The 15005-nt window shown below is 43.4% G+C and carries 9 protein-coding genes and 1 tRNA gene; 4 read left to right on the top strand and 6 right to left on the bottom strand.

The genetic code is table 11. The features are described from left to right. Nucleotides 1–154 precede the first annotated feature (154 nt). From murI to QUA43_RS24295, 3 genes are all read left to right on the top strand, one after another. A complete protein-coding gene (gene murI, locus QUA43_RS24305; protein WP_333377139.1) occupies nt 155–1015 on the top strand; it encodes a glutamate racemase in 861 nt (286 codons plus the stop codon). Between the two features lie 180 nt (nt 1016–1195). Beyond that, nucleotides 1196–1750 (top strand): NYN domain-containing protein, encoded by a 555-nt coding sequence (locus tag QUA43_RS24300; RefSeq protein ID WP_015176151.1) that lies wholly within the window; start codon nt 1196–1198, stop codon nt 1748–1750. Nucleotides 1751–1857: 107 nt separating this feature from the next. Then, nucleotides 1858–1929 (top strand) — tRNA-Asn (locus QUA43_RS24295). A gap of 176 nt (nt 1930–2105) precedes the next feature. Here the strand turns inward: QUA43_RS24295 and QUA43_RS24290 are convergent. From QUA43_RS24290 to QUA43_RS24275, 4 genes are all read right to left on the bottom strand, one after another. Next, nucleotides 2106–3818, bottom strand: coding sequence for an NAD(P)/FAD-dependent oxidoreductase (locus QUA43_RS24290; protein ID WP_333377137.1), 1713 nt, complete (start codon nt 3816–3818; stop codon nt 2106–2108). Between the two features lie 105 nt (nt 3819–3923). Further along, on the bottom strand, nt 3924–4115 hold the full coding sequence (locus QUA43_RS24285; RefSeq protein WP_333377136.1) for a hypothetical protein: 192 nt from the start codon (nt 4113–4115) through the stop codon (nt 3924–3926). A gap of 83 nt (nt 4116–4198) precedes the next feature. Beyond that, entirely contained in the window at nt 4199–4942 is a 744-nt protein-coding gene (locus tag QUA43_RS24280; protein WP_333377135.1) for a hypothetical protein, read from the bottom strand. A 188-nt stretch (nt 4943–5130) separates the two neighbouring features. After that, nucleotides 5131–5277: a hypothetical protein gene (locus QUA43_RS24275; protein ID WP_333377133.1), complete on the bottom strand. Its 147-nt coding sequence runs from the start codon at nt 5275–5277 to the stop codon at nt 5131–5133. Nucleotides 5278–5439: 162 nt separating this feature from the next. On the opposite strand from QUA43_RS24275, the gene QUA43_RS24270 reads away from it, so the two are divergent. Further along, nucleotides 5440–11352 (top strand): AAA family ATPase, encoded by a 5913-nt coding sequence (locus tag QUA43_RS24270; protein ID WP_333377131.1) that lies wholly within the window; start codon nt 5440–5442, stop codon nt 11350–11352. Nucleotides 11353–11481: 129 nt separating this feature from the next. On the opposite strand, the gene QUA43_RS24265 is transcribed toward QUA43_RS24270, so the two are convergent. Together QUA43_RS24265 and QUA43_RS24260 are read right to left on the bottom strand one after the other, a co-directional pair. Next, nucleotides 11482–12687, bottom strand: a complete 1206-nt coding sequence (locus QUA43_RS24265) for a glycosyltransferase family 2 protein (RefSeq protein WP_333377128.1) — start codon at nt 12685–12687, stop codon at nt 11482–11484. 422 nt (nt 12688–13109) lie between these two features. Further along, nucleotides 13110–14741 carry a polysaccharide biosynthesis protein gene (locus QUA43_RS24260; protein WP_333377127.1) on the bottom strand — a complete coding sequence of 544 codons (1632 nt, stop codon included), beginning with the start codon at nt 14739–14741 and terminating at the stop codon, nt 13110–13112. Nucleotides 14742–15005 lie beyond the last annotated feature (264 nt).

Genomic DNA, 15005 nt, shown 5'->3' with positions numbered 1-15005 from the left:
GGCAGTGGGCAGTTGACTGTTGACTGTTGACTGTTAATTAATGTTATTGGTTATCTGTTATTAGCCACAGCAAAAGATTAACAAATGACAAATGACAACTGCCAACTGCCAACTGCCAACTGCCAACTGCCAACAGATAACTAACTATTAACAAATGACAACAGACTCTGGACAACAAAGAATCGGTATTTTTGACAGCGGCGTGGGCGGTTTGACTGTTTTGACCCAGTTGTACCGACAATTGCCCAACGAATCGATACTTTATTTTGGAGATACGGCGAGGCTGCCTTACGGCACTCGCACGCCGTCAGAAATTGTGGAGTTTGTCCGCGAAATTATGGTCTGGTTGGTGGAACAGGATGTGAAAATGGTCATTATGGCCTGTAACACCAGTTCTGCTTTGGCGATGGAGATGGTGCAGGCTGAATTTGATATCCCGGTGCTGGGAGTAATTCTGCCGGGGGCGCAGGCTGCAGTGCAGCAAGGCAAGCGGATCGGGGTCATCGCAACTCCTGCTACGGCTGCTAGCAATGCTTATCGAAATGCGATTTTGGAGATGGACGATTCTTGCCTGGTGTGGCAGGTTAGCTGTCCGGCTTTTGTGCCGCTGGTGGAGCAAAACCGGATTCACGATCCTTATACTTGTGAGGTGGCTCGGGAATATTTGGCTCCTTTGATTCAGCAGCGCATCGATACGCTGATTTACGGCTGCACTCATTATCCGCTGTTGGCTCCTGTGCTTCGCTCGCTTTTGCCTGCTGGGGTGACATTGATCGATCCTGCGGTACGGGTGGTGGCTGCTGCTGCCAGAGAATTGGAGCTTTTGGGGCTGCGGAATGCTGGTACTGCGCTACCGACTCGTTTTTGCGTGAGCGGCCCCCCGCAGCAGTTTGCCCAGTTGTCGGTGCAGTGGCTCGGTTGTACTCCTGCTGTTGAGAAAATATCCCTGCCGACTGTTGTACGTAGCGAAGCGGGGCGTAAGCCATCGCCCGTATCGCTGGAATCTGCCGAATAAGCCGGAAAATTTATAGGTTAATGTAACCCCCCAAAACTCAGGTAAAGCTGGCTCTGGGGGGTTTAATTATTGCGATGTAACCTAGCAATTACACATCAATAGGTAATAATATTGAACAAAAGCTTTGATGAACAATGCAAATAATGTCCTATACGTGCTGGAGCTCTTCAGCCTTGAACCATGTCACTCTATGTATCACAAGCAGTTTTACTTGTAGACGGCTATAACATAATTGGACTTTGGCCTCGACTCCGAGAGAAGCGCGATCGCGACGAACTCGAAACAGCTCGCCGCGAGTTGATTGAGGTTTTAGTTAACTACAGCGCCGTTCAAGATTTTGAGGCTCGACTGGTGTTTGACGCGCACTATCGAGATACTCCCGGCGTTAAAGAAATTATTACTAAAAATTTATCGGTGCACTACACTGACTTCGGTCAGACAGCAGATACTTATATTGAAAAATCTTGTGCTAGTTTGCGCTACGAGTTGCGATCGGTCAAAGGCAAAGGCCGCATGATTGTCGCCACCTCAGACCGAGCGCAGCAATTGACCGTAGTCGGCTACGGTGCCGAATGGATGTCCGCCGAACAACTAGCGGCTGACGTAGAATCCACTGCCCGCCGCAGCGAGCGCCGGCACAAATCCCGCAAACAAAATTCCAGTCGCTTTCTCGCCAGTTCCCTCGATCCCGAATCCCAGCAGCGCCTCGCCAAGTTGAGAATGGGGCTGCATTAGCTGCTGAAACCCGCTCGCTGTCTGATAAAAAAAAAGTTTATCAAAGGCCTTGCCAAATCCAGTAAGTTCAGCTATTGTTAGTAAATGTGGGTAACACACACTACCAATCCTCGGTAGCTCAGTGGCAGAGCGGTCGGCTGTTAACCGATTGGTCGTAGGTTCAAATCCTACCCGGGGAGTTAGTAAAAGTCTGAAGTTGGAATTTTCCAGCTTCAGACTTTTAGCATTTTCACATAGATATTGTTCATTAACTAATCCGGCGATGGTTACATCCATTGCGAGTGCGATCGATATTTTGTAGTAAGGAAACGGCAATGCCGTCTCCTCACTCAATATTTCTCAATTACTTAGGGCATTAATTCGCATCGCTGTGAGTGTGAATTAACTCACCTTCCATAGGTATGGAAATATTCAACTTAGACAACTCCGGGTTTAATATCGCCTTGACAATACCAGAACTCACCATCACCTCCAAACAACCAAGGGCTTGATGAAGAGCTACTCGAGCGTGTTGCACAGAAAAACGCTCCCCAAACACCAGTACAAGCTGCCGATAAATTTGTTCAATGTACTGAGTGCGGCTCAAAATGTCAATCAGCAAACCATAAAAACCGGTAACAGGCAACCGCTGACCGTTCTTAACATAACACTTGATCCTGTTAATTTCACCAGCATTATAAACAGCTACAAATTCAACATCAGCCTCCACTAGGTCTAACTGAAACACATTGTACGCCGAAAGTAGCCAAGGAACCTCCTCCTTTGAAAAGCGCTGCATCACCTGTTTCATACAACCCAAATCAAATCCAGCAATCACCGCTTGACCCAAAATATCATTCGTAAATCCACCTTGAGCTAACCACCGAAAAGCTTTTTCCGGGCTTAAATTCAAACCAGCATCCCGCGCAATTTCCCTTGAATGTTCTTGTAAATCAGTGAATTGACCGTTAGCAGCGTACCAATAATCAGCGAAGCGAATATGCTGTTCAACTCGGCTCCGTTGATTGTGGTCGTATTGAGATTTAAGCCAGTTGCCGTCGTATTTCTGCTGCTCTTGCTCTAATTCCAAAATCGTGTAAGCCAATTCACGGGCACCGGTATGAGCTAAAGTCATGCCCGCCGATAAAATCGGGTCAGCAAAACCAGCAGTTTCACCTACCAAAAACCAATTTTCTCCTACTGTTTTATCAGCCAAAAATGACCAATCTTTTGTAGTTTCAATCTTTCCGGTACTGGTAGCATTAGCGATTAACTTGTTGATGCGAGGTTCGCTATTGAGAGCTTCGGTATAGATATCCTCTGGTCGCTTTTTCAGTGACTTATAATGTTCCGCAGGGCAAACGAAGCCGATACTGGTGCGAGTTGGGCCCAATGGAATGAACCAAAGCCACCCGTGACTCAAACTCATTACCTGTATCCGGGTGCCGCCAACGCCAATTTTATCTGACCATTCAGCGTTTGTCCAATAGTCCCAGATAGCTATATTTTGCAGTCGCGTCGGGCTGTGTGTCTTGACGCCCAAAGCTCGCCGCAGCACGCCAATGTGACCGGATGCGTCGATGTAGTAGCGGGCGGTTATTTGTTCTTGCGATCGCACGTGCAAAGCCGTAATCCGATCGCCCTTTGTATCTACTTTAACAACCGCAGTTTCTTCTCTTACCAAGCATCCCATTTCTTCCGCGTGCCGCAGCAAAATTTCGTCATATTTTGCTCGATCGACCTGGAAAGCAGTTTGCCGTCTCTGTCCCTCAAATTTAGCAGGCCGCTGTTCATCTTTAAACTGTTCAGGCTTGATAAAATTAAAATCCCAAGGCTGCGGATCTGTTCCCCAGCGATAGATTCCACCAATCTTAATCGGGAAGTCGGCTGCTTCTACTTTATCCCAGCATCCCATTTCTTGAAGCACATCGCTAATTTGAGGTAATTGGCTTTCTCCAACGTGATCGCGAGGGAATTTTTCTTTTTCTAGTATGAGCACGCTCAGATTGGGATTGTATTTCTTGAGCAGAGTCCCAGCAGTGGTACCAGCGGGGCCGCCGCCCACAATAACAACGTCGTAATGGCTCATATCAAATAGGGATAGTAGATGCTAATTTTGGGCATTGACGAGACAAATGTATGACTGTTCAGCCTCGTCGGAATGAGCGAGGCTGAAATTTGTTGGCAACAGGTTTTATCCAACTGCTACTTTTTCCTCTTCCGGTATGGGAGAAGTATGAGCAATATCCAAATTCTCAGTCCAAGTATGAGCAATATCCAAATTCTCAGTCCAAGTATGAGCAATATCCAAATTCTCAGTCCAAGTGTGAATAAGAGTTGGTTCTAGCTCATTGATTACAGTTGAATTGCTGTTCGATTCAGACATAAATTCTGTCCTTCTAAGTAACGAATTTGATCTAATTCTAAGATGATCTGGCTCTAAAAGTTGAAAAATTTACATCTCTTAAGCTACGCAGCTTTTAAAGGTTGCAAAATATCGCGTGGTTTGGCAAAAGGTTGCTCAAAGCTATGCGTTTTTGCATAAACAAGCAGCTCATCCGTCAGTTCCGTGAAAACTTCAAACAAGTTGTTAACTATCTTAAAAGCCTCTTGACTGGTTTCCTCTGAGAGTTGTATGTTTTTAATCAATTTATCCACTTCCAGGGTCCCTGTAGTATGACCTGTTTCCCGTGCTAAATGAAAACTGCCAAAATAAAGCAACTCCTTTTGAGTAATTGTTCGTAATTCTTGAGCAATAGGTGCCGCGGTTGAGAAGAACACATTACCGGTTGCTTCTATCACTTCCAAGATGGCTAACTTAATAATAGGACTAGCCCCAAAAGCGAGTCGGAAAATTTGATGTGATACCCAACGCGATCCTTTAGTTTCCTCTTGCCAGAGAAAATTTAAAGCATCACTGAAATTCACAGATATGTCAATACCCAGTGTTTCCAAATCTTGCAAAAACCACAACCAGTGATGATCATCTTCATAAGTATGATTGTTGACTATTACCTGAAGTGGATCGTTGGTTGGTTCCTCTCGGAAGACATACTTGTTAAATTCACCAAAACTCATCACGAAAGGAGAAACGCAGGGAGCAAAAGCTAGGCGTTGTCTTGGGTCTATACTTGTGTCTCGCATAAACTCGAATAGCCCAGATTTAGCAAATTCTTGCTTCTTATTTTCAATCAATGCTAGGACTTTTTCCATTGTGATGCACCTGATTATGAAAAGATGCTAGCAAGTTCATAACTCTGCCCTTGTGATCTCAATCACAATTGTTTGTAATGCAGGTCATATTAGATGGTGTTCTCGATCGCATAAACCAGCGTTTTCTAGGCCCGGGCGTCCCATTTTTTCTTGGTGAGAAGGCTCAAAAATTTAGTTAAACCTTGAATTTATAAGGATTTGTCTGTCATGTGTGCGATCGACATCACAGAATTTGTTAGAATATGGCAATCAACTCGGTGAGGTGTCAGACCGTACATGATTAAGTCGGAGTTCAAACCAGATGTTTGGCTGTCCGCCCGTCCAGGCACTTTCACAGTTTAGGCATCTCGCTATCTAAAAAATCCCTGAGTAATTACTGAGATTTTAAAGTATCCTCACTTACCACACTTACAAAAAATACTTAAGTAGCGTCCGCCCGCGCTCCGCTCGATATCAAGCGCAATGTTAACCCAAAGCTTCGTCAGAGAATAAAACCCATGAATACACTTCCCGGTTACAAAATCACAGAAGTTGTTCAACTTGGTGTGAAGTCGATCATTTATCGCGCAGTCAGGGAATCCGATCGAGCGTCAGTCATTATTAAAACACTCAATACCGAGTACCCCACAATAGAAGAAATTACCCGTTTGAGACATGAATACAAAATTAGCTCGAATCTCAAACTCGAAGGGATTGTCAAACCCCATAGCTTAGAAAAATATAACAACCGTTTAGCTCTGATCTTAGAAGATTGTGGCGGTCAATCTCTCCAGCACCATCAAGCAGGTAAAAGCATTAAACTTCTGAAGTTTTTGCCACTGGCTATTCAATTGGCACAAACTCTCGGAGAATTGCATCAAAACCAGATTATTCATAAAGATATAAAACCCTCAAATATTATCATCACACCAGATTTGGAACAAGTAAAAATCACTGATTTTAGTATGGCAACGCGCCTATCCAGAGAGATTCACCAAAATAACAATACCACCGCGCTAGAAGGTACTCTAGCCTATATATCCCCAGAGCAAACTGGTCGAATGAACCGCGACCTCGATTACCGAACTGACTTTTACTCTCTAGGCATCACGTTTTATGAAATGCTTACAGGAGAGTTACCCTTTAATTCAACCGACCCCTTAGAATTAATTCACAGCCACATTGCGTTGGCGCCTGTTCCTCCCCATCAACTAAACAGTGAAGTCTCATCGATGGTTTCATCTATTGTCATGAAACTATTAGCTAAAAATGCCGAAGACAGATATCAAAGTGCCTTGGGAGTAAAAGCAGACCTGGAAAATTGTCTAACCCAGCTACAAACTACTGGCAAAATAGAAAATTTTATTCCGGGCAAGCTTGACAAATCCGGTCAATTTTTGATTTCCCAAAAACTCTACGGTCGCACAAAAGAAGTCGCTGATTTGATGGCATCTTTCGACCGAGTCAGTTGGGGACAAACTGAGATGGTGTTGGTAAGCGGTTATTCAGGCATCGGTAAAACCTCAGTTGTTAATGAAATTAAAAAACCAATTGTACGGCAACAGGGTTATTTTATTGCTGGCAAATTTGACCAGTTTAAGCGGGATATTCCTTATGCTGCAATAACTAAAGCGTTTGAGTCATTGATGCAGCAGTTATTCACAAAAAGCTCAGAAGATTTGGTAATTTGGAAAGAAAAGCTTTTGTCAAGGCTGGGTGATAACGGTGCAATTATTATTGATGTTGTCCCTTCTGTCGAACTAATCATTGGTTCACAGCCTGATGTTCCACAATTGGGAGGGTCAGAATCTCAAAATCGTTTTAATCGATTGTTTAAAGAATTCATGAATGTGTTTGCCCAAGCAGAACACCCATTAGTTCTATTTTTGGATGATTTGCAGTGGGCGGATTTAGCTTCCTTAAAATTGATTCAGGAATTAGTTACTTACCAAGATAGCCGATATTTTTTACTAATAGGAGCCTATCGAGATAACGAAGTAAATTCAACTCATCCGTTAGTTCAAACTATCGAAAAAATTCAAGAGACTGGTGCTGCTGTGCATCACCTTATACTCCCATGTTTAGAGTTGAGCAGCGTCAATGAGCTAGTATGCGATACTTTGGGTAATCAAACCGAAAAATTAAAGTCTTTGACAGAGTTAATTTTTAATAAAACTGGCGGAAATCCATTTTTTATAACTCAACTGCTCTCAACTCTTCACTCAGAACAACTGTTAGTTTTTGATTTCACTGTTGGTGCATGGCAGTGGAACCTCACGGAAATTGAAGCCACTGGTATTGGAGATTACAGTGTGGTTGAATTAGTTGCTCGGAATCTGCAACAACTGCCAAAGGAAACGCAGCAAGTATTAAAATTAGCTGCTTGTATAGGCAACCATTTTAGTTTAGAAAATTTGGCAATTGTTAGGGGAAAATCAGGTTCGGAAACGGCGGCGGATTTATGGGATGCGCTGCAAGCTGGTTTAATTCTGCCAATGAGTGATGCTTACAAAATTCCAATGCTTGATGAGGAAATCGTGAAAACACACCGGATGGGCGGGACACCCATCCCACAAAACAATCAAAATCATCCCGCAATTATACACCGCTCAATTGATTACAAGTTTTTGCACGATCGCGTACAACAAGCCGCCTATTCTCTGATCCCTGACTCCCAGAAAAAACAAACCCACTTAAAAATCGGCTCCCTGCTGCTGAATTCAACCCCGCCATCGGAAATAGCAGAAAATATCTTTGATATTGTTAACCAACTCAATATCGGGGTGGAATTCATCACAAATGAAAAACAGCGATATGAACTAGCTAACTTTAATCTCATAGCAGGCAAAAAAGCTAAGAGTTCTGCCGCCTATGAAGCAGCACTCAAATATTTTAATGTAGGTCTAGAACTTCTACCAGAACAAGCTTGGCAGAGTCACTACGATTTAATAATTGAACTCCATACCGAAGCGCTGGAATCGTCCTATATAAATACCGATTTTGAGCTAGCGTTCCAGCTATCAGAAATTATTATATTCCGCGCCAAAAACTTGCTCGAAAAAGTCAAGGTTTATGAGTTCAAAGTTGTTTTCTACTTCAATCAAAATCAATCCCAAGCTTCGATAGATATAGCTCTAGAAGCTTTGAAAATGCTGGGAGTGTACATCCCTAGAACTCCACAAAAACTAAAGATATTCAAGGAGCTATTTCTGACAAAATTAGCTTTAAGAAATAAGCAGATTGAGGATTTATTGGAACTGCCGCCAATGACTGACCCTAATAAAATTGCGGCTCTACGGATTTTAACCAATATGGGTCCGGCTACTTTTGTAGCAGCACCCGATATGTTCCCATTGATAGTCTTTAAAATGGTTACACTTTCTATTAAATACGGGAATGCGCCGCTATCTAGTTTCGGATATACAAACTATGGTTCCCTCCAGTGTGGGGTGTTAGGCGATATGGATGCTGGATACCGATACGGTCAACTAGCTCAGGCACTTTTAGATCGATTCCACACCAACTTGCACAACTCTCAAATCTCGCTAAATTTTAATGGTTTTATCCGTCACTGGTCTGAGCAGGTCAGGGAAAGTCTTATCGGCTTACTTGAGGGTATTCAGAGTGGACTAGAAACGGGAGATGTCAACAATGCTTGTTATTGTGCTAGTTTTTACAGCAATTATATATTTTTGAGTGGCGAACCTCTGGACTCCGTGGAGACTAAGCAGAGTCAATATATTCAAATGTTGGTGAATTATCAGAATGAATTTATGATGAACCATAGCAGAGTGGGGGCGCAAGTGGTCTTAAATTTGCAAGGTAAAACAGCTAATCCTTGCCTGTTAGTTGGCGAACGATTTAATGAAGAGATGATGCTGCCAACCTTAAGAGAGAGTAAAAATAATTTGGTAATATTTGTAGTATATCTATCGAAATCATGGCTAAATTATCTATTTAAAAATTATGTAGAAGCCGTAGAAAATGCCAGAACAGCATCAAGTTACTCTGAGGCTGTAATGAGCATGATGTATATTCCGCTCCACAATTTTTACTATTCCCTAGCGCTGTTAGCTTTATATCCCACCGTTGACAAAAATGAACAGAAAAAACATTTAAAACAAGTTACTTCGCTTCAAAAAAAAATGAAGCATTGGGCTATGAGTTCTCCTGAAAATTATCAGCACAAATATGACTTAGTAGAAGCAGAAAAAGCGCGAGTAGTGGGACAATATGAAAAAGCTGCTCTGTATTACGATCGAGCGGTGAAAGGAGCATCGAAGAATGAATACATCCACGAAGAAGCCCTAGCCAATGAACTAGCGGCAGAATTTTATCTAGCTAACGGTCGAAACAAAGTGGCTCAGACTTATCTGATAGATGCTTACTACGGCTATATTCACTGGGGAGCAACCGCCAAGGTAAAACATTTGGAGTCACAGTATCCGAGCTCTTTACCGCCTGTATCGGTGGGAAAAGCCAGCGCCGATCGAACTATTACTAGCACTAATTATAGCACGAGCAGCAGTCACAGCAGTTTATTGGATTTGACAACTGTTGTTAAAGCATCTCAAGCGCTAGCTAGTGAAATTGTGTTGGACAAGTTGTTAGAAAAGTTAATGAAAATGGCTATCGAGAATGCTGGTGCCCAAAAAGGTTTTCTCCTGATGCCCAAGGACGGAAAATTGCGGATTGAAGCAGCGGCATCGGTGGAGTCTTCGGATGTTGCAGTTGAACAATGCCCTAGAGTATCTCCTGCAGAGGTTTTGCCAATAACGGTGATTAATTATGTTGAAAAAACGCACTTAGATGTAGTTTTAAGTCAGGCTGCTAGAGAAGGTATATTTACAGACGACCCCTATATTAAAAGGCAGCAAGTGAAATCTGCGCTTTGTACTCCTATTCTGAATCAAAGCAAACTCGTAGGTCTCCTTTATCTGGAAAATAATTTAGCTACTGAAGCGTTTTCTCCAACTAGGTTGGAAGTTTTGAAAATACTTTCTTCCCAGGCTGCCATCTCTCTAGAAAATGCGGTACTTGTTGCTAATTTGTCGGCGGCTAAGGAACAGTTGGAGGATTATTCGCGGACGCTGGAGGTGAGAGTAGAAGAGCGCACGCAGGAATTAAAGACTAAAGAAGCTAAGCTGCAAGAAGCTCAAAAACTGGCGCACCTCGGTAACTGGGAATTTGATTTGGAGGGGGATAAATTAACTTGGTCTGAGGAAGTATTCCGAATTTTTGGCCTTGACCCTAAACTACCAGAACCCACTATTTTAGAACACAGGAAGCAAATTCATCCAGATGACCTAAAGTTGTGGTTAGAGGTAGTAGAGCAGATTAGTCGGTTAGGAAATCCTTGCGAATATGAGATGAGAATTTTGCGCGCTGATGGAGCTGTTAGATATATTTATATTAAGGCGCAAGCTATTTTTGATGGCGGTAAGGTGATTAAGTTATTTGGGACGATACAGGACATTACGGATCGCAAGTTAGCGGAGGATGCTTTGCGACTGTCTGAGGGGCAATTGAGAGAAAAAGCGACACAATTGGAAGTTACTTTGTCCGAATTACGCTCGACGCAGACTCAACTAATTCAAACGGAAAAAATGTCTTCTTTGGGGCAGTTGGTGGCGGGGGTTGCTCACGAAATTAATAATCCGATTAATTTCATTTATGGCAATGTTCTCCATGCTAGCGATTATAGCTCGGATTTGCTGGGATTGATTGAGCTTTACCAGGAGTCTTACCCGAATGCTAATCCTGAGATTGTTGCTAAAACAGAAGATATTGACCTCGCTTTTATTCAAGAAGATTTGCCTAAAATTCTAAAATCAATGCAGGTTGGGGTCGATCGCGTTCGCAATATTGTGCTGTCGCTGCGGAATTTCTCACGCCTAGATGAAGCCGAGATGAAACCAGTGGATATTCACTCCGGGATTGATTCGACTCTGCTAATTTTGCAGCACAGGTTGAAAAAGGATGCACTCGGACATGGCGTTGAGGTAGTTAAAGAGTACGGTCAACTGCCGAAGGTAAATTGTTATGCTTCTGGGTTAAATCAGGTGTTTATGAATATTTTGAGCAATGCAATTGATGCAGTCGAGTTAGGAGTTTGGCGACCGGAGACAAATGCCCAACTAGAAAATCCTTTATCTCCTATCTTTGAGCGAAAGATTGAGATTCGGACTGAGGTATGCGACCAAAACTTGGTGAGAATTTATATTGCTGATAATGGTCGGGGGATGACGGAGGAAGTACGATCGCGAATATTTGACCCTTTCTTTACTACAAAAGCTGTGGGCAAAGGTACCGGTTTAGGGTTGAGTATCAGTTATCAGATTGTAGTAGAGAAACACGGCGGGAAGCTAATGTGCTTTTCCGCGCCCGGTGAGGGGGCTGAGTTTGTGATTGAAATTCCCGTGAAGCAGTGAACTTTTTTTAAGTTTTTATATAAGTTTTTTAAACCGCCGATAAACGCCGATGAACCTAGATACAATTCTATCTGCGTTCATCTGTGTTTATCGGCTGATATCTGCGGTTAAAACTTCTCAAGCTCAATATTAAACATCGCGTTCTGTTCGCACCCATTTGGTTTGCCGCTTCAGGAGAAAACCTAAATACAAAGGGATTTTCCAAAGGATGTAAAAAGGTACAGATAAAAGAGTTAAGCCAGAAATATCGGCACGCCCGAATTTTGCCCAAGCGCTGACAATTGAAACTAAAATCAGTAATCCTTGTACTGCTAACAAGACGGCTGGAATTGAGGATGTTCCAAAGGTTGCTGCTAGTAAAGAGGCGGCAAAAGCAGCTAGCCAGATAGCGACTAAAAGCGATAGGGGTGGGACGGATAAGTCGAGGGCGATCGCCAATAAGTCAAAACGTTTTTGCTCGACTGAAGCTGCTGTCAGCCGGGGAGTTTGAGTTAACAATGTCTGTATGTGACCGTGTTCCCACCTGGTTCTTTGACTTTTAGCTGCTTGCTGCTGCTGTGGCAAACACCCGGTGACGTTGGCTTCGGGGCAGAATACTGTTGGGTGTCCGGCGATCGCCAAATCCAAACTCATCTGCATATCTTCAACAATATTGCTGCTAGCTAGGGAAACCGATCGAATTATCGACCAGGGAAAAGCCATGCCAGTACCTGTTAGTAATGATGGGAATCCTAACTGTTTTAATCCGCTGGGACGAACTAAGTTTTTCACAAGAAATGCTAAAGCAGAAATGGAATCTTTGGGAGTAGGATTGGGTGGCTGTTCCATGAGATAAGTTGCTTGCACTGGTCTTTGTTCAGCAACTGCAACCCTGGCTAATTTTTCTATAGAGTCTGGCTGACAGATGCAGTCTGCGTCAACCATGATGACTACTTCGGGGGGTTCTGATTCGATCGACTGCAAGCCGAAATCCAGTGCGTATCCTTTGCCCTTGCGTTGGGTGTCTTGGCGCTCGATCGCACTTGCACCGCAGTTGCGGGCGATTTCTGCCGTGGCGTCCGTGCAGTTGTCAGCAATCACTAACAGGCGGTCTTGAGGTGTTAGCTGCGGCAATATGGTGGAGATGGTGGCGGCAATTCCTGCTGCTTCGTTGTAAGCGGGAATTAAAACTGCTACTTTGGGGCGGGGCGCTTTAGTTTCCGCTGTCTTGCCCTGGCCGGAGAAGAAAGCTGCACTGCATTCTAGAAATAGAACTGCAACGGGAATGAGAAGGAGCAGGGCGATCGCCCATAGCACAACATCAATAAATAGGAACAGTAGCTGATTAATTTCCACAATTCTAGTACCTTAATTTAATTTACTGATTTCGTTGAGTTCATTTAATAAAATTGCCCCTTTGTTAACTCACCCACAATGCTATCTAAGGTATCATATCATGCCCGGTAAAATAACCATTATCAGGTTTGTAGTGATGACTTAAGTCCTCATAAAACTACTACTGGCGTCCTCACTACCAACTAATTTGATGGCGGTTGGTAGTGAGGACTATTATATCATATCGCTTCTGACAATGTTAAGTAAATCAATTTAATTAAACCTCAAACACGCCCAGACTGGAGAAACCAGGTTTCTAAAAGAAACCTGGTTTCTGGCTGTTCTGTTTTTAATCAACTAAACACCTAGGCGATGTTTAACTGATTCATTCCCTGTAGGTTGCCAGTCAGGAAGCCATCTCCCAACTCAAAACTATGTTCAAGCTACGCTGCATCGCGGACAGCAACAGGTTCAGATTTTTTGGTGGTGAACTGTGCGGGGGCTGCAAATTCTCTGAGATATCTCGATATCGATCGCAAATATCCCACTTCTGCTTGAATCAAATCCAGGGTAGAAAGACTCTCAACTAAGTCATCAAACTCATCTGCCGTAACTCCAGCATTGTGCAAGACTTCTTGGTTAAGTCGCCCGCAAATTCCTTGCAGGAGGAGTTCGATAATCTCGCTATAGTCAGCGATTTCCGTTCCGTAACCTTGCAATTTCTTGGGATTGATTCCCCACTGCAAAATCTTCAACAAGTCTTCAGGGACACTCCACGCAAAAGAGGAAGCAATCACTTCTTTTTCCGCTGCGACAAGAGCGTGCTTGATTTGCACTTCGGGGAAATCTGGATCAATGATTAAGCTTTCCAGCTTCGACACTTGTTTATCTAAGACTGGCAAAGAAAAAGGAGCTAATTCTACACTCACCATGTCGCCAGTCTCGTTAACACTTCTAAAGGGATCTTCCAACACATTAATTAGGAGGTGAATGTCTGTAGGCTTTTTCCAGTCAAACTGTCCAAGGAAAAACGGTTCTTCGTAGCCCGGCAAAAGTCCTTGAAAATAAATTGGCAGATTTTTGCCTGATTCAAGAATTTTATAAAGAGCTACTTCCAAGGTTTCTGTCGGCCAACCGAGATTACTTACGGCAACAAATTTCAGTTTTCCGGGAACGGACACAATCAGAGAATTCAGCAATAAATGTACGGCTTCGATAAGATTTTGAGCAGTTACGTAGCGGTGGGGAGCGTGAACGTTGACAGTTTTACCTTGCTCTACTTTTTTGGACATTTGCTCGCAGAACAAGCTATTTTCCAACATATGAGTAAAGCGAACCATCCCGTAAGTGACATCTCCTTCTTGAGCTGCTTTGGCAAATTGCCATTCGGCAAACTTCTTCGAGGCGGCGTAAACTTCGGTTGTAAAATATCGAGATGTTTTGCCTGTAGAAGAGAAGATGCAGTGTTCTACGCCGTATTCTTCGCAGAGTTGGATGACGTGTTTACATCCTAACAGGCTGGTTGTAACTGTTTCGCGGATTTTGATTTCAGCTAGTCCGGGTTGGCGTTGGGCTGCTAGGTGAAAAACAATTGCTGGTTTTTCTACCTCAAATATGTGTTTGAGCGCCTCGAAGTTGCGAATGTCGGCGGCGTAGAAAGTTACAGCACCTTCTCGGTTAAAAAGCGGGAGATTTTCTTCGGGGTTTTGACATCGGGCATTGTCTGCGGAAATGATTTTAGTTGCGCCTAATTCGAGGAGTTTTGCGATCAAGAAACGACCGACACATCCTTCTCCACCGGTGATGAGGATGGTTTTTCCTTTGATTTTGCTGCTGACTGCGGATGCGTATAGGTGAATAGTGCGATCGCGCACGTCGCTAAAAGGTTCGCTTTCTAATTGTCCGTCGGCTTGATAAGCTGCGATTAGGTGTGCGGTGAGAGTTTGTAAGGCCGCGAGGATTTCAGGATCTTGCGGTTCCGGGGAACCCGGGGGAACTAGCTGCTGGATGCGATCGATTATTTCGGCTTTGCTGGCACCTTCAAACAATTCTGAGGGGTTAAATGCACTCTTCACTTTTTTGCCTCCTTTAAATTATAGAAACACGGTTGCTGATAAGCGAGTTGTTAAACAGGTTTTCGAGGAACAGAATCTTTAAAAGTCTGCTGGGTTTTAGGATTTTTTAGACTGAAAGCCACTTAAGCGAAAAGACACGCGCTCGGTTCTGCTACTAATTGCTTGTATTAAGCCTACTTGTAGTTTTCTTAAGCGCTTTTTTTACCTGCTTACTTTGGCGATCGGCAAAGTCGGAACCTTCTCTGTGCAAAATTTGTCTCTACA

The sequence above is a fragment of the Microcoleus sp. N9_B4 genome, from assembly GCF_036701635.1.
In the GTDB taxonomy this organism is placed as follows: domain Bacteria; phylum Cyanobacteriota; class Cyanobacteriia; order Cyanobacteriales; family Microcoleaceae; genus Microcoleus.
This window is presented reverse-complemented; position numbering and strand designations above follow the sequence as displayed.